Here is a 15035-nt window from a genome sequence, read left to right on the forward strand (position 1 = left end):
ATGAGCTACGGGAAGCGGGCTTTCTTCGCGTACGGCGTGGACCAGCAGGGCCAGGCGGGCTGGTTCGCCAACGTACCCAGTAAAAAGCCGCTGACGGTCGGGCAGGCACGAGCGATCGGTGGCGACGAGTGGTTGCGGATCCTGCGTGAGCTCTATGCGCAGGATCGGACGGCGGCGCCGGAAATCCTTCGGCATGTACGGCCGGCAGACCTGGTCATCGTCGGCGCGTTGGAGGACCTGCCGACCGTGCCGACCTGGAGCCGCGGCGCGATGGTGCTGGTCGGCGACTCCGCGCACGCCACGTCACCCAGCTCCGGGCAGGGCGCGTCGATCGCGGTCGAAAGCGCCATCCAGCTGGCCCGCTGCTTGCGTGACCTGCCGACCGCCGAAGCGGCTTTCGGTGCGTACGAACGACTTCGGCGGGCCCGGGTGGAGCGGATCATCGCCGGTGGCGCACGTACGAGCAGCGAGAAAGCCGCCGGTCCGGTGGCGCGGGTGTTCCGTGACCTGACCATGCCGACGGTGATGAAGCTGATGGCCAAGCCGGAGCGGATGGCTTGGCAGGTGGACTACCGGATCGACTTCGACGCCCCCGTCGACGAGTCCGCCATCCTCCCCACCCGGTAACTCTCGCCTGCACCTCACGCAGGCAGCGGGACGCGGCGGGAATCTCCGTTGCCTGCGGTCGTACGCTGGCGGGTATGAGCTCGCACGACCATCCCAATGTGCAGAAGATCGCGGCGGCGCTGGCTGAGGCCGGTGCGCCGGGGCAGATCAAGATCCTCCCGGAGGCCGTCCACACTGCCGCGCTGGCCGCGGCGGCGCTGGGCATTGAGGTGGGCCAGATCGCGAACTCGCTGGTTTTCGACGCCGACGGCCAACCGTTGCTAGTGCTCACGTCCGGCGCGCACCGGGTGGACACCGCGGCGGTGGCCGAGAAATTGGGCGTACAGAAGATCAAACGGGCCAGCGCCGACTTCGTCCGGCAGCACACCGGGCAGGTCATTGGCGGCGTCGCGCCGCTCGGACACCCGGCGCCGATTCGGACGTTGGTGGATGCGGATCTGCGGCAGTACGACCAGGTGTGGGCGGCCGCCGGCGTGCCGCAGTCGGTGTCCCCACCACCTTTGACGAATTGGTCGCGCTCACCGGGGGCATGCCCGCACAGGTGGCGTCACCAAACACGTAAGGTGGGCGGGTGCGCGACCTGCCCGAACCCGATCCGGTGCCACCGCTGGTCACCGTGCACATCTGGCGGGTCCCGGCGCGATCGGTGCCGGCGCCGCCGCGGCCCGGATGGCGACCCATCGAGGGCCGGTACGGCGGACGAACGGGTTGCGGTTCGGGAAACTGCTGGGCACCACTCACGACCGGACCTTCTCGCTGCGTGACGTGGACGTACGACAGTATGGCCTGCTGGCGACCTGGCGCAGCGAGCGCGACGCGGCTGAATTCGAGGAATCCCAGGTGGTGCGGTCGTGGCGGCGGGTGGCGAGCGAACAATGGCGGCTGCGGCTCACACCGCTGTCGTCCCGCGGTCGCTGGTCCGGCCGAGCCCCTTTCGGCGTACCAAAACCAGCGCGTTGGAAGGGCAAGGTGGTGGCGCTGACCCGGTCCCGGTTGGTGCCGGCGAAGGTCCCGAAGTTCTGGCGGGCGATCCCACCGGTGGCCGCCGACATCGCCGGCCGGGACGGGCTGTTGGCCGCGCTCGGCGTCAGCGAGATCCCGGTCGGCGTCCAGGGCACGATTTCCGTGTGGCGAAACGCCGATGACCTGACGGCTTTCGCGTATCGTGGTGCGCCGCACCAGGCCGTGATGGCGCGTAAGGACCGCGAAGGCTGGTATGCGGAAGAAGAATTGTTCGCGAGGTTCGGTGTGCTCGACTCGGTTGGTACGTTCCGTGGTGCGGATCCGGTGACATGAAAGCAAGCAGAGTGAACCCCCCGAAGAGATAAGCACGGAGCTGGTGCGTTGGGACCGCCGCGAGTTCCTTCGCCGGCTCGACGACGTGCTGCGCGTCTATGTCACCGCGATGGGCTACTCCCCCGGCCTGATCGGCAGTCGCCGAGGTTTCGTGGCCGGGCACGCCCAACGCGACGATTTCCGGGCGGTGGCGACGATCGAGCCGGCCACCGGGCGGTTGGTCGGCATCGGCTACGGCTATCACAGCGGCCCCGGCCAGTGGTGGCACGAGCAGGTCCGGGCCGGCCTGGACCGGCCGGCCGCGCGCTATTGGCTGTCGGACTGCTTCGAGCTCGTCGAGCTGCACGTCATGCCGTACGCGCAGGGTCACGGCCTCGGTGAGGCGCAACTGCGGGCGCTGCTGGACGGCGTGAAGGCGACTTCGGTGCTGTTGTCCACGCCGGAGGGCGACACCCGTGCGTGGCGGCTCTATCGCCGGCTCGGTTTCGTCGATGTGCTGCGGAACTACCTCTTTCCGGGTGACGCGCGGCCGTTCGGGGTGCTCGGGCGGCTACTCCCGTTCGATTCGCCGCCGCCGAGTGCCTCCGCGTAGAGCAGCCGTCTGGGCGCTGGCGGGAGCGACCGTGCTCGCGCAGATCTGCTATCCACTGACCAGCGGCACCGTACGAAATTTTCTTACCGTTGCTACGGTTCTGCTGTTCGCGGCCACGTCGATCACGCACGCGGCGGCGACCCGTGGAGTAAGTTTCGCGGCTGTTCTGGTCGCTGTCACCGCTGGCGGCGGCTTCGCGGTCGAGGCCATCGGCGTCGCGACCGGCTGGCCTTTCGGGTCGTACGTCTACGCCGGCACACTCGGGCCGCGACTGCTCGGCGTGCCGCTGGTCATCCCGTTCGCGTGGACGATGATGGCATGGCCGGCCTGGCTGGTCGCCGGCCGCCTGATCCGCTCTTCACGCTGGCTGCGGGCAGGCGTCGCTGGCTGGGCGCTGGCCAGCTGGGACGTGTTCCTGGACCCGCAAATGGTGGCCGCCGGCCACTGGCGATGGCTGCACCCTTCGCCGGCGCTGCCTGGCATTGCCTCGGTGCCGCTGACCAACTACGCCGGCTGGCTAGCCGTGGCCCTGGTTCTGATGACCCTGCTGTCCGCACAATCGGAATCCGATTGTCACAAGAACACCGTTCGGCACGCTCCGGACCGTGACAATCGGAATCCGATTGTGCAGCGGGAGGCAGGTGCGGTGCGAAACTGTCGTACCGAGGTGACATTGTTGCCCCCACCCAAAAGGGCGGGGGGTGGGTACGTGGGTTTGGACGTCACGTATAAAGACCCCACCCAACACACACCTAAGCGCGCGTTCAACCGCCCGGATACGCCGATGATGGCGCTCTATATATGGACGTACGCGTCGTCCGTCCTCGCACACGCGGTCTTCCTCGGGCTGCCGGCGTCGGCGCTGGCCGGAGCGGTCGCGATGGGCCTGGTCGCGGTGCCGCTGGCGGTCCACCTCGTACGAACGCACGGCCGGTGAGCGGCGGCGGCTGGCGGTGGGCGGTGGCCGCCGGGACGACGGCCGCCATCGCGGCGACCGCGCACGCAATCGTCAACACCGCGCTCCTACGGCGGCCGGCGAAGAACCCGCCGCCGCTGCGGGAGAGAGTTTCGGTGCTCCTGCCGGTACGCGACGAGGAGCACCGAGTGGAGCCATGCCTGCGGTCGCTGCTGGCCCAGTCCTCGCCGGAAAACATCGAGATCGTCGTCCTCGACGACGGTTCCACGGACCGTACGGCCGAGATGGTCCGGGCCGCAACGGCCGGCGATCCACGCGTACGGCTCGTTACCGGTGATCCGCTTTCGACCGGCTGGCTGGGAAAACCGCACGCCTGCGCGCAGGCGGCGAGGCATGCCAGCGGCGAGATCCTGGTTTTCGTCGACGCCGATGTGGGTGCTGCTGATGCCGCACGCGATCGAGTCCACTGTGGACTTGATGCGCTCCACCGGCCTCGACCTCATTTCGCCTTATCCGCGACAGATAGCCCAAACCACGGCCGAACGGCTCATCCAGCCCCTGTTGCAGTGGTCCTGGCTCACGTTTTTGCCGTTACGGCTGGCCGAAACCTCCCCGCGTCCGTCTCTGTCCGCCGCCAACGGCCAACTGCTCGCGGTAAGAAGGAGCGCGTACGACAAGGCCGGCGGCCACCAGGCGGTCGCGATGGAGATCATCGAGGATGTGGCCCTGCTGCGGGCGGTCAAGCGGGCCGGCGGCCGCGGAGTGGTGGTGGACGGTACCAGCCTGGCCAGCTGCCGAATGTACACCGGCACCACCGAAATCGTTGACGGCTATGAAAAATCACTGCGGGCGGCCTTCGGATCGCCGGCCGGCGCGGTGGCGGTCACCGCCGCCCTCGCCGGCATGTACGTGCTGCCCGCGGTCGCCGCGCTGGGCCGGCAACCCCGTTGGCCTGATCGGCTATCTCGCCGGCGTCGCCGGTCGGGTGGTCACCGCCCGCGCCACCGGCGGCCGAGTCTGGCCGGATACCCTCGCCCATCCGGCCTCGATCGCCGCACTGGTCGCGCTGACCGCGAATTCTTGGCGTAAGCGTGGAAAAACACAATGGAAAGGCCGGCTGGTGTGACGACCGGCGTGGTGGTCGTCGGCGCCGGGGTCGGCGGCCTCGCGGTGGCCGCCCGGCTGGCCGCCGGCGGGCATCACGTCACGGTCTGCGAGCGGGCCGCGGAGGTAGGTGGCAAGCTCGGGCTGATCCAAGTGTCCACATCGGACGGTGAATATCGGTTCGACACCGGGCCGAGCCTGCTCACTTTCCCGCAGGTGCTGGCAGATCTGTTCGACGAGACCGGCGAGCCAGTGACCTCCGCGCTGGGACTGCGCCGGCTGGACCCGATCGCCGACTACCGGTTCGCCGACGGGACGCGGCTCGCCATGCGTGCCGTGCCGACCAGTACGCGAGAGACGCGGCCTTCGACGACACTTTCGGCGCCGGCTCGGCCCGACAGTGGAATGCCTTTCTCAGCCGTGCCGAGAACATCTGGGCGGCCAGCCGTGGACCTTTCCTGGAGTCCACTGTCGACGGTCCACTGGATCTCCTACGACAGACCAAGAATATCCGGGATGTGACCACCATCGCACCCTGGCGGTCACTGCGCTCGCTCGCCGCGCACTACCTGGATGACCCACGAATGCGGATGCTGGTCGACCGGTACGCGACCTACACCGGTTCGGATCCGCGCCGCGCTCCAGCCGCGCTGGCCGCCATCCCGTATATGGAAACAACCTACGGCGGTTGGTACGTCGAGGGTGGCTTGCGGAAAATCGCCGACGCGCTGGTCGACCGTTGTACGGCTCTGGGCGTCGAAATCCGAACGCAAGCGGACGTTCAGAAAATCACTGTCACTCCAGACGGAGTCACCGGCGTCCGGCTGACCGACGGTGAGGTGAGGTCATCTCGGCTCGTACGGTCGTCGCGAACACCGACGCCGAGGTGCTCTATCGTGACCTGCTGCCGCTTCCGAGAGAGCTCCGGAAACTGCGAAGAGCGTCCCGGTCACTCTCCGGTTTCGTCCTGTTGCTGGGTTTGTCCGGCCGTACGCTCGGCCTCGGCCACCACACCGTGCTGTTTCCGGAAAACTACGACGCCGAGTTCGACGCGGTCTTCGGTCCCGCCGCGCGGCCAGTACCGGATCCGACGCTGTACATCAGCAATCCAGCCGACGACACCGTACGGCCGCCCGGCCAGGAGGCCTGGTTCGTGCTGGTGAACGCGCCAAGGCAGGGGCAGGTGAACTGGCGCGAACCAGGACTGGCGGACAGATATGCCGAGCGGTTGCTGGCAAAACTGGCCGACCGAGGTCTGGACGTACGCGATCGCCTACGGTTCGCGAAAACCATCACGCCGGCAGACCTGCAAGACCGTACCGGCGCGGTCGGTGGCGCCATCTACGGCACTTCGAGCAACGGGGCACGGGCCGCTTTTCTCCGGCCGGCCAACAAATCCGTGGTGCCCGGTCTTTTCCTGGTCGGTGGCTCCTCGCATCCGGGCGGCGGGTTGCCGCTGGTCCTGCTGTCCGCTCAGCTCACCGCCGGGCTTGTCGGGTCCGAAAAACATCGGTGACATCCCTGACAGGGAATGCGGACAGCTCTCACTCCCCCGAATGATCGACGTAAGCCCGACAGATCATGTGGAGCAGTTCAGGCGGTCACTACGCTCAAAAGCACCACAAATCCGAGCAGGAGAGCACCACATCACGATGAAACTGACGAAAACTGTGACCTTGGCAGCCGCTCTGGCGGCGGCCGTCGCGATGACTCCGGCGATCGCCTCGGCCGCGAGCCCCGCCATTGACTGGAAGTCGTGCGGTACCGACTCTGTCCAATGTGGACAGATAGCGGTGCCGGTCGACTGGGCGCACCCAGACAAGGTGACCACCATTGAAGTGGCCCGGCTGCCGGCCGCCAAGCCCAGCGAGCGGATCGGCACACTGTTCTTCAATCCTGGCGGGCCCGGCGAGGGCGAAGTTGGCTATCTGACCAGTGCGCAAGCACGGGAATACTACTTCCCGCGGACACTACGCGACCGGTTCGACATCGTCGCGGTCGAGCCGCGCGGCACCGGGCAGAACCCAGCGCTCAACTGCCCGATGCCAGTCGACCACACCGTTTCCAAGTTTTCCCAGCAACCAGGCTGAATCCAGGGCACTAGTGGCCAGCAACGCGAAGCTTGGCGCGCAGTGCGTGAAAGCCGCCGGCCCGATCTCGTCCTTTTTGGACACCGCGAGTGTGGCGCGGGACATGGACCTGGCCAGGTCTGAGCTTGGGGAACAGAAAGTCAGCTTCCTCGGCGTCTCGTACGGCACGATGCTCGCTCAGAGCTACGCCGAGCTGTTCCCGGATCGCGTACGTGCGACGGTGTGGTCGACCGATCGCAGCCGTGGCAGCGGCTGGTGGAGACGGACGCGCTGGCGGTCCAGGACGGCGTCGGACGGTTGGCTCAGTGGTGCGACGCGACGGCGAGCCGCGCTTTGCACGGCAAGGATTTCCGGCAGTCCGTGAGCCAGTTGCTGGCCGAAGCGGACGCCGGCCGGATCAAAGATCAGGGCCGGCCCGTACGCGCCGAAGAAATCGCGAATGCGATCGACACGGGGCTCAACGACTCGTCGTTCTTCGGACCGGTCGCCACCGGGATCCAGCGGGCCCTGCAAACCGGTGCGATGGGTGACCTGACGCAACTGACCTCCGCGAAGAACGGGGACTATCCGCTCTATCGCGCGATCATCTGCCAGGACATTCCGGTGCCAGCAGTTGCCGCCAGCCAGTTTCCGGCCGAAGCGGCGAAAGTACGCGCACTGGCGCCGACTCTGCGCGGCTACTCGGAGTTCTGGGACATCGCGAGCGGCTGCGCCGGCTGGCCGACCCCGGCTCGCTGGACGCCGCCCATCAGTGGCGGGTGCCAGCTTCTTTCCCGCCGGTGCTGCTAACTTCCGGAGCGTACGATGTCGCTACCCCGAGGCCATGGGCCGAAAACGTCCATCGGGCGCTGCCCGGAAGCACCCTGGTGCGATGGGACGGCGACGGACACGCGGCCTGGCCAGCGCATAGCCCCAGCACGGTTGCCGCGGAGATCTCGTACCTCACCCGGTCCTAACAACAAAAAACAGCGGCGCCGCTGTTTGTTCGTACGATCAGGCGGTGGCTTGCCGGCCGTCGCCGACAGATTCCATCGCGCGGCCACCTTCCTGCTCGACGTAGCCATACACCTCAGGGAGGATGTAACGGGCAGCGAGGAATCCAGCCAGCGAAATCAACGACACGATCAGGGTGGCCAGCGCGTTGCCGAGCGAACTCAGCATGATCGGGAACAGGAACAGGGTGATGAAAGCGGCCAGTTTCACGAACATGTAGCCAAACCCGGAGGCGGTTCCCTTGTAACGGGTGGGGGCGATCATCGACGTGACCGTCATGCCGTTGGACGCATCCCAGTAGTGGCCCCAAACCATCACGATGGCGGCGATCAGCAGCAGCCACGGCCAGTTGACCCACAGCGCGAAAGCGGCCACCAGCAGCGAAACAAAGGCCAGACCGAAGCCCCACTGGGCGATGCCGCGGTGGCCGATACGTGGGGGGTGATCAGCGGGCCGACGAGGCCGCTGACGATCGCGAGACTGTAGATCAGGGCGTTGATCAGGCTGTATCCAACGAAATGTGTGGTCGCGCTGGCGACCCCCACCACTCCGAGGATGCTGGGCAGGTAGAACCCGAACGCACCCCACTCGCCACCCTGGGCGGCGTTGGAAATCCAGCCGAAAATGCTGGCCCGGCGCCGGATGGGGTCCGCCCACATGTCCTTGAGGAAAGCGGTGGTGCTCGGTCGCTTGATGTGGAAATCCTCGTCCGGCAGCATTTCCAGCGAGTCACTGAACATCTTCTGCGACACCTGTTTGGCCTGCCGGAATTTGCCCCGTTGGATCAGCGAAAGCGCAGTGTCACTGATGGTGAGCCGGCCGAGCAACAGGGTCAGAGCGGGCAGCGCGCCCAGCGCCAGGCCGACCCGCCACAGCAGTTCGTGGTCGATGCCAGTCAGGTAAAGGCCCAACACCACCAGAATCGCGAGCACCTCGCCAATCGCGAACATCGCCTGCCAGCGGTTGCCCATCACCTCACGCTTGCCGCGCGGCATCGCCTCCATGATGTACGCGTAGCCGGAGGAAATGTCGCTGCCCAGCGGGAATCCCAGCAGGAAGCGAATAATGATCAGCTCCCACAGGTTTCCGGAGAAGCCCTGCGCCAACGCCAGCACGATGAACATGATCATCGTGACGATGAAGACCTTCTTACGGCCGAATTTGTCCGCGACCCAGCCGCCGATAAAGCAGCCCAACAGCGCACCGAGTTGGACTGCGCCGGAGGCGAGGCCCAACAACACCGGATCGCTGCCGAAGTCCTTCTTGATGAAGATCAGCAGGAACGCGATCGCGTACAGGTCCCACGCCTCGATGAGGATCGTGGAGATCATCAGCCAACCGGCCCGCCGGCCGCTGGCGGTGCCCTGCTGGTTCATGATGCGATGAGCCGCCTGGTCGGAGAGTGCTCGCAGTTCGGCTTCGGTGGTGACCATCTGGGCCTTCCGGGCGGGACGGTATTCCGTCTGATGAAATGTCCTACGACCGGGCTGAACGGCCGTTGGCCAACGTAGTGATGGCTCTGACATCCGTCAATATCGCTGGATGGCCGCCCCCACGGCTGAGAACAGCATTACCTTTCGGACAGATCGGAACGGGCGGCGCGCAGAATCTGGCCGAGTCCGGCCAACGACAGCAGCAACCAGAACGCCGTTCCGGTCCCGGCGATCACACCCGGCAATCCGTTGTGGACAGCCAGTTGTGCCGCGCCGGCGAAGAAGATCGCGAAAGCGATCACGATAATCCGGATCGGCCGCTCGAAAAAACGGTGACAACGCCCAAACCGGCCATGCCAACCGCGGCGGCCCTCGCTCGTACGTATTCCAGCAGATACCCGACGACTCCGGCGGCCACCGCCAGCGCCAGCGGGGCGCCCATCGCCACCAGGGCCAGCAGGAACAACAGTTTCCCCCAGCCGATCGCTCAGACTGTCCAGCACGGCGCCGAACCGACTGGCCGTCCCGGACATGACGGCCACCGCGCCATCGACGCTGTCGGCGAGCCCGCAGCAGATCAGCACCGGCACGGCGGCCATCGCCCACCCCCCTCCAGCCCACCCGAGCAACGGCACGGCCGCGCTCAGAGCCAGCCCGAGACCGGTCACCACGTGCGGGTGCAGGCCTCGACGAGCGGGCCGGACGGCCAGTGCGTACGTGACGCGGAACCACCCGACCGGGAACACGCCGGTCGGCCGCCAGCCGCCGTGCAGCGCCGACCAACGGTCGAGATAGCCGTCGTGGTCTGGCAGCGGATCAGCCGCGCGGTCGCGCCCGTACGACACCGAAAACGAGCAACGCGACCGTCACCGCAGCCAACCCGCCGGCCAGGAACATCAGGCCGGCTGGTCGACCCGCAGGCTCTGCCAGATCTCGCGGGTCGCGGTGGACCTGTTCATGGTGATGAAGTGGATGCCCGGGGCACCCTCGGCGAGCAGCCGCTCGCACAACGTGGTGGCCACCTCGACGCCGACCTGCCGGACGGCCTCCGGATCGTCGGCCACCGCCAGCAGCCGGTTCCCGAGGTCGGCGGGGAAGGCGGCGCCGGACAGCTGCGCCATCCGCTGGATCTGCTTCACATTCGTCACCGGCATGATCCCGGGGATGATCGGCGCGTCGCTGCCACCGGCCACCACCGCGTCCCGCATCCGCGTCCAGTCCTGCCAGTTGAAGAAGAACTGGGTGATCGCGTAGTCGGCGCCGGCCCGCAGTTTCGCCAGCAGGTATCGCACGTCTGTGTCATAGTCCGGCGATCGCGGGTGTTTCTCCGGGAAAGCGGCCACCCCGACGCAGAAATTGCCCACCTCGCACAGCATGCTGACCAGCTCGCTCGCATATCGCAGGCCCTGTGGGTGCGCGATCCACTCGCCCTGGGGATCGCCCGGCGGGTCACCGCGAAGGGCCAGGACGTTCCGTACGCCGGCCGCCGCGTAGTGGCCGATGATGTTGCGCAGCTCGGCGACGGTGTGGTTCACGCAGGTCAGGTGCCCCAGCGGCAGCAGGGTCGTCTCAGCGGCGATCCGCTCGGTGACCGCGACCGTCTTGTCCCTGGTGCCGCCGCCAGAGCCGTACGTGATGGAGACGAACGACGGGTGCAGCGACTCCAGTTCGCGGATCGCCTGCCACAGGTGCCGCTCCCCGTCCGGGGTCTTGGGCGGGAAGAACTCGAACGAGAACGTCGGAGTCTTGCCGGCCACCAGCTCGCCGATCGATGGACTGCTGCTGTTGCCACCCTGCGCCATGCGCCAACCTTACCAAGGATGTGTCAATGGTGGGTCGACGCGGCGGGCCGGAAACTGACGGTTTAGCGTCTGGTCGAGAATCTCGCGGGGATTACAGGAGGCATTTGTGCCCAGCGCAGAGGCCGACGTGGCGGCGCCCGACCAGGTGCGGCTGCGGGAGCGGGTGACCAGCGCACTGCGGTCCTTTTTGACCGCTCGCGAGGGCGAGCTGGTCGAGATCGGCCCCGAGTTCCAGCCGTTCTCGGACGCCCTCACGTCTTTCCTTCTCAATGGGGGGGAAACGGCTGCGACCAGCGTTCGCATACTGGGGGGTGGCGGGGCGCCGGCGGCACCGACCAGGCGACAGATCTGGACGCGATCGCGGCCGCGGTGGCGTCGTTGGAGCTGGTCCAGGCATCCGCGCTCATCCACGACGATCTGATGGACGGCTCGGACACCCGGCGCGGCCAGCCGGCCATCCACCGCCGCTTCGAGCGGCTGCACCGAGAGTCCGGTTGGCAGGGTGCTTCAGACGGCTTCGGCGCCGGCTCGGCGATCTTGCTCGGCGACCTCAGTCTTGCCTGGGCTGACCAGATGTTGTTCGCTTCCGGGCTGCCGGCACACGCCCTGACCAGGGCGAAGCCGATCTACGACATGATGCGTACGGAACTGATGGCCGGCCAGTATCTGGACCTGCTCGGTCACGTCCGCGGCGAATTTTCGGTGGCATGGTCGCTGCGGGTGGCTCGGGAGAAGAGCGCGCGCTACACGATTGAGCGGCCGTTTGCACCTCGGCGCGGCCCTCGCCGGCGGCGGCGGCCCGGCGCTGGTCGAGAGCTATTCCGCGTACGGGCTGCCGCTGGGCGAGGCCTTCCAGCTCCGCGACGACGTGCTGGGCGTCTTCGGCGACCCGGCTGTCACCGGCAAGCCGGCCGGCGACGACCTGCGCGAAGGCAAACGCACGGTGCTGGTCGCCCTCACCATGGAGCGCGCCTCCGCCGCCCAGGCCGACACCGTCCGATCCCGGCTCGGCGACGCGGCCCTCGACGACAACGGCGTGGCCGTCCTGCGAGACATCATCACCGAAACCGGCGCCCTCGCCGAGACCGAGCGGATGATCGCGACTCGGACAGCCCAAGCCGTACGGGCGCTCGAGGCCGCTCACCTCCCCGCCGAAGCCGCGGCCGCCCTTCTCGAACTTTCCGCCGCGGCCACCGCCCGCACCGTCTAACTGACGTCGAGTTGGACGCTTTCGCCGACGAGGCGGACTGGGTAGGTCGGCACTGAGATCGAGTCGTCGTCGAGGCACTGCCCGGTGTCGAGGTCGAAACGTTGTTTGTGCATCGGCGAGGCGACGGTGTTGACCGAGTTGGCGGTGCCGCTGGTGCCCACGATGCCGCGGGACAGCACGTACGCGCCGGAGCACGGGTCGAGGTTGTCGAGCGCGCGCAGGGAACCGTTGGCGAGCCGGAAGACCGCGACCTGGACGCCGTCGACGAGGGCCGCGGCGCCGCGTTCGGGCAGCAGGTCGTGGTATTCGCAGACCTCGACCCAGTGTTCGAGTACCAGCTCGGTGGCGGCGGTCATCGTTCCTCCCCAGGGGAAAAGCGGGTCATCAGGAAACCACCTTCAGCCGCGGGCCGCCGATCAGCGGAGCCTCGCCGGGCTGCGGTGGGCGGATCTGGTCCCGTTCGGTGACGAAGGTGATGCTCGGGTCGGGCGTGCCGGGTGCGTTCACGAAAGAGGTAAAGCGGCGGAGTTTCTCCGGATCTTCAAGGACACTGCGCCATTCGTCGCGGTACGAGCCGACGTGCCGCTGCATCGCCGCGTCCAGTTCGGCGCAGATGCCCAACCGGTCGTCGACAATGACCTCACGGAGATAGCCCATTCCACCTTCCAACGATTCCAGCCACGGCGCTGTCCTTTGTAGACGGTCAGCAGTCCTAATGTAGAACATCAGAAATCGGTCGATAAAGGTGACCAGGGTGTCAGTGTCCAGGTCGGTCGCGAAGAGCTCCGCGTGTCGCGGGGTGAAGCCGCCGTTGCCGCCCAGATAGAGGTTCCAGCCGGTTTCGGTGGCGATAATGCCGAAATCCTTGCCGCGGGCCTCCGCGCATTCTCGCGCGCAGCCGCTCACCCCGGCCTTGAGCTTGTGCGGCGAACGCAGGCCGCGATAACGCAGCTCCAACATCACCGCGAGCGAGGTGGAGTCCTGTACGCCGAATCGGCACCAGGTTTGGCCGACGCACGATTTGACCGTACGAAGGGCTTTCCCGTACGCGTGACCGGATTCCATGCCGGCGTCGACCAGTCGCCGCCAGATCGCCGGCAGTTGCTCGACCCGGGCACCGAACAGGTCGATTCGCTGGCCACCGGTGATTTTGGTGTAGAGGTTGAAGTCCTTGGCGACCTGCGCGATCGCCAGCAGCTTGTCCGGGGTGACCTCGCCGCCGGGCAGTCGGGGGCACCACCGAATAGGTGCCGTTGCGTTGCAGGTTCGCGAGGAAGTGGTCGTTGGTGTCCTGCAGGGCGGCCTGCTCGCCACTGTGAATTATGACCGTTGCCCAGCGACGCGAGAATCGACGCCACCGCCGGCTTGCAGATGTCACAGCCACGGCCGTTGCCGTATTCCGCGATGAGCGCCGAAAAAGTGGTGATCTGGCGGACCCGTACGAGGGCGAAAAGCTCCGCCCGGCTGTACGCGAAGTGCTCGCACAACGCCGTACTCATCTCGACGCCGGCCTTACTCAACTCGGCGCCGAGGAGCTTTTTGAGCAACGGTACGCAACTGCCGCAACCGGTGCCGGCTTTCGTGCAAGCCTTGATCCCGCCCACGTCCACGATCGCCTGCTCGTGGATCGCCGCGCAGATGTCGCCCTTGGTCACGTTGTGGCAGCTGCACACCTGGGCCGCCGCCGACAGCTCCACCGAGCCAGCTTCGCCGTTCCCGGAAGGAAGAATCAGCAGCGCGGGCTCGGCTGGCAAGGCCTGGTCGCTGCCGGCGAGGGCACGCAGGGTCGGGTACGCCGACGCGTCCCCCACCAGAATGCCGCCCAGCAACCGCTTCGCGTCGTCGGTGACGACGAGTTTGCCGTAGCGGCCGGACACCGGATCGGAATAGACGAGCTCCAAAGCTCCTTCGACGGCACCAAAAGCGTCCCCGAAACTCGCCACATCGACGCCCAGCAATTTCAGTTTCGTCGAGGTGTCCGCACCGGGAAAAGTCGCCTCGCGGCCAACCAACTGAGCGGCCACCGTCTCGGCCATCGCGTAACCCGGCGCCACCAGCCCGTACACCCGGCCGGCGAGCTGCGCGCATTCCCCGACAGCGAAGACGTTCGGGTCGCTGGTGAGGCACTGGTCGTCGACGACCACCCCACCGCGCTCCCCCACCGTGAGGCCGCATTCTCTGGCCAACTCGTCCCTCGGCCGTACGCCGGCGGAAAACACCACCAGGTCGGCGGCCAGCTCGGTGCCGTCGGCGAAAGCCAGCCCACGTACGCGGACATCGTCATCGACCAGAACGCTTGCGGTCTGACTGGAAAGACGCAGCCCGGACGCCCAGACTTTCCACGTGCCGGCGCAACATCTGTCCGCCGGCCTCGTCGACCTGTTGCGGCATCAGCCATCCGGCCATCTCCACCACATGCGTTTCCAGGCCCAGCGACCGCAACGCATTGGCCGCCTCCAGGCCCAGCAGCCCGCCGCCGACCACCGCACCGACGCGCCGGTCCGCCGCGTAAGCGCGGATCGCGTCGAGGTCGTCGATCGTGCGGTAGACGAACGCACCGGCAGCATCCCGGCCGTCGATCGGCGGTACGAACGGCCGCGAGCCGGTGGCGAGTACCAGCACGTCGTACGGGACGTTGCGGCCGGACCCGGTGACGACCAGCTGGGCCTGCCGGTCGACGCTGACCGCGACCTCGCCCAGCAGCAGCTCAGCCGACCCGGTGGCGCCGATCGGCAGCGTCAGGCTGTCCGGGTCGCCGCTGGCGAAGTAGCCGGACAGATTGACCCGGTCGTACGCCGGCCGGTTCTCCTCGCCCAGCACCGTCACGGCCCAGTCCGACCGCTCGCCGAGCGCGTCCACCAGCCGGTGCGCGACCATCCCGTACCCGACGACGACGAGCCGGCGCGACGATGAGGTGCGGAGGGGGGCCATGTCGACCCACTTTCCCGGACCGATGTAACACCGCTGGTTCC

At 67.3% G+C, this 15035-nt stretch carries 17 protein-coding genes and 6 pseudogenes; 17 read left to right on the forward strand and 6 right to left on the reverse strand.

Features of this window, described 5'->3' with window-relative positions:
• The 14 genes and pseudogenes from GNX96_RS53315 (at position 1) to GNX96_RS64135 (ending at position 7581) form a co-directional block, all read left to right on the forward strand.
• A complete protein-coding gene (locus GNX96_RS53315) occupies positions 1-627 on the forward strand; it encodes an FAD-dependent monooxygenase (RefSeq protein WP_279580867.1) in 627 nt (208 codons plus the stop codon).
• 74 nt (positions 628-701) lie between these two features.
• Positions 702-1189, forward strand: a pseudogene (locus GNX96_RS19740) (YbaK/EbsC family protein).
• A gap of 107 nt (positions 1190-1296) precedes the next feature.
• A complete protein-coding gene (locus GNX96_RS19745) occupies positions 1297-1923 on the forward strand; it encodes a monooxygenase (protein WP_279580868.1) in 627 nt (208 codons plus the stop codon).
• A gap of 43 nt (positions 1924-1966) precedes the next feature.
• Positions 1967-2515: a GNAT family N-acetyltransferase gene (locus GNX96_RS19750; RefSeq protein WP_279580869.1), complete on the forward strand. Its 549-nt coding sequence runs from the start codon at positions 1967-1969 to the stop codon at positions 2513-2515.
• A gap of 31 nt (positions 2516-2546) precedes the next feature.
• Positions 2547-3452 (forward strand): carotenoid biosynthesis protein, encoded by a 906-nt coding sequence (locus tag GNX96_RS53320; RefSeq protein WP_279580870.1) that lies wholly within the window; start codon positions 2547-2549, stop codon positions 3450-3452.
• Between the two features lie 167 nt (positions 3453-3619).
• A pseudogene (locus GNX96_RS53325) lies at positions 3620-3805 on the forward strand (glycosyltransferase family 2 protein); the annotation flags it as partial.
• A 70-nt stretch (positions 3806-3875) separates the two neighbouring features.
• On the forward strand, positions 3876-4520 hold the full coding sequence (locus tag GNX96_RS53330) for a glycosyltransferase (protein WP_279580871.1): 645 nt from the start codon (positions 3876-3878) through the stop codon (positions 4518-4520).
• Positions 4521-4553: 33 nt separating this feature from the next.
• Positions 4554-5057, forward strand: coding sequence for an FAD-dependent oxidoreductase (locus tag GNX96_RS61230; protein WP_313885713.1), 504 nt, complete (start codon positions 4554-4556; stop codon positions 5055-5057).
• Positions 5054-5326 (forward strand): annotated as a pseudogene (locus tag GNX96_RS64125) (phytoene desaturase family protein); the annotation flags it as partial. The gene GNX96_RS61230 and the pseudogene GNX96_RS64125, both read left to right, overlap by 4 nt.
• Positions 5327-5421: 95 nt before the next feature.
• On the forward strand, positions 5422-6051 hold the full coding sequence (locus GNX96_RS61235; protein WP_313885714.1) for a phytoene desaturase family protein: 630 nt from the start codon (positions 5422-5424) through the stop codon (positions 6049-6051).
• A gap of 160 nt (positions 6052-6211) precedes the next feature.
• Positions 6212-6625: a hypothetical protein gene (locus GNX96_RS19770; protein WP_163569223.1), complete on the forward strand. Its 414-nt coding sequence runs from the start codon at positions 6212-6214 to the stop codon at positions 6623-6625.
• A 103-nt stretch (positions 6626-6728) separates the two neighbouring features.
• Positions 6729-6788, forward strand: a pseudogene (locus GNX96_RS64130) (hypothetical protein); the annotation flags it as partial.
• Between the two features lie 59 nt (positions 6789-6847).
• Positions 6848-7414 (forward strand): hypothetical protein, encoded by a 567-nt coding sequence (locus GNX96_RS19780; RefSeq protein WP_279580872.1) that lies wholly within the window; start codon positions 6848-6850, stop codon positions 7412-7414.
• A complete protein-coding gene (locus GNX96_RS64135) occupies positions 7405-7581 on the forward strand; it encodes an alpha/beta hydrolase (RefSeq protein ID WP_163569226.1) in 177 nt (58 codons plus the stop codon). Before GNX96_RS19780 ends, GNX96_RS64135 begins: the two co-directional genes overlap by 10 nt.
• A 37-nt stretch (positions 7582-7618) precedes the next feature.
• Here the strand turns inward: GNX96_RS64135 and GNX96_RS53335 are convergent, their stop codons facing one another.
• The 4 genes from GNX96_RS53335 to metF all read right to left on the reverse strand — a co-directional run bounded on the left by GNX96_RS53335 (position 7619) and on the right by metF (position 10853).
• Complete coding sequence (locus GNX96_RS53335; protein ID WP_279580873.1) at positions 7619-7993, reverse strand: hypothetical protein; 375 nt, start codon at positions 7991-7993, stop codon at positions 7619-7621.
• Complete coding sequence (locus GNX96_RS19790; protein WP_279580874.1) at positions 7948-9051, reverse strand: MFS transporter; 1104 nt, start codon at positions 9049-9051, stop codon at positions 7948-7950. The genes GNX96_RS53335 and GNX96_RS19790 overlap by 46 nt, the downstream gene beginning before the upstream one ends.
• A 137-nt stretch (positions 9052-9188) precedes the next feature.
• Positions 9189-9896: a CDP-alcohol phosphatidyltransferase family protein gene (locus GNX96_RS19795; protein WP_163569227.1), complete on the reverse strand. Its 708-nt coding sequence runs from the start codon at positions 9894-9896 to the stop codon at positions 9189-9191.
• Positions 9897-9947: 51 nt separating this feature from the next.
• Positions 9948-10853, reverse strand: coding sequence for a methylenetetrahydrofolate reductase [NAD(P)H] (gene metF, locus GNX96_RS19800; protein ID WP_163569228.1), 906 nt, complete (start codon positions 10851-10853; stop codon positions 9948-9950).
• A 106-nt stretch (positions 10854-10959) separates the two neighbouring features.
• On the opposite strand from metF, the gene GNX96_RS53340 reads away from it, so the two are divergent.
• From GNX96_RS53340 to GNX96_RS53350, 3 genes and pseudogenes are all read left to right on the forward strand, one after another.
• Complete coding sequence (locus GNX96_RS53340; RefSeq protein WP_279580875.1) at positions 10960-11274, forward strand: hypothetical protein; 315 nt, start codon at positions 10960-10962, stop codon at positions 11272-11274.
• Positions 11223-11555: pseudogene (locus tag GNX96_RS64140) on the forward strand (polyprenyl synthetase family protein); the annotation flags it as partial. The gene GNX96_RS53340 and the pseudogene GNX96_RS64140, both read left to right, overlap by 52 nt.
• Positions 11556-11604: 49 nt before the next feature.
• Positions 11605-12063 carry a polyprenyl synthetase family protein gene (locus GNX96_RS53350; protein ID WP_279580877.1) on the forward strand — a complete coding sequence of 153 codons (459 nt, stop codon included), beginning with the start codon at positions 11605-11607 and terminating at the stop codon, positions 12061-12063.
• Here GNX96_RS53350 and nirD read toward each other — a convergent pair.
• Both nirD and nirB read right to left on the reverse strand, forming a co-directional pair.
• Positions 12060-12419 carry a nitrite reductase small subunit NirD gene (gene nirD, locus GNX96_RS19810; RefSeq protein ID WP_163569229.1) on the reverse strand — a complete coding sequence of 120 codons (360 nt, stop codon included), beginning with the start codon at positions 12417-12419 and terminating at the stop codon, positions 12060-12062. The two genes, GNX96_RS53350 and nirD, sit on opposite strands and share 4 nt — an antisense overlap.
• Before the next feature lie 28 nt (positions 12420-12447).
• Positions 12448-14994, reverse strand: a pseudogene (gene nirB / locus GNX96_RS19815) (nitrite reductase large subunit NirB).
• Between the last annotated feature and the right edge of the window lie 41 nt (positions 14995-15035).

This window comes from Fodinicola feengrottensis (assembly GCF_010993775.1).
In the GTDB taxonomy this organism is placed as follows: domain Bacteria; phylum Actinomycetota; class Actinomycetes; order Mycobacteriales; family HKI-0501; genus Fodinicola; species Fodinicola feengrottensis.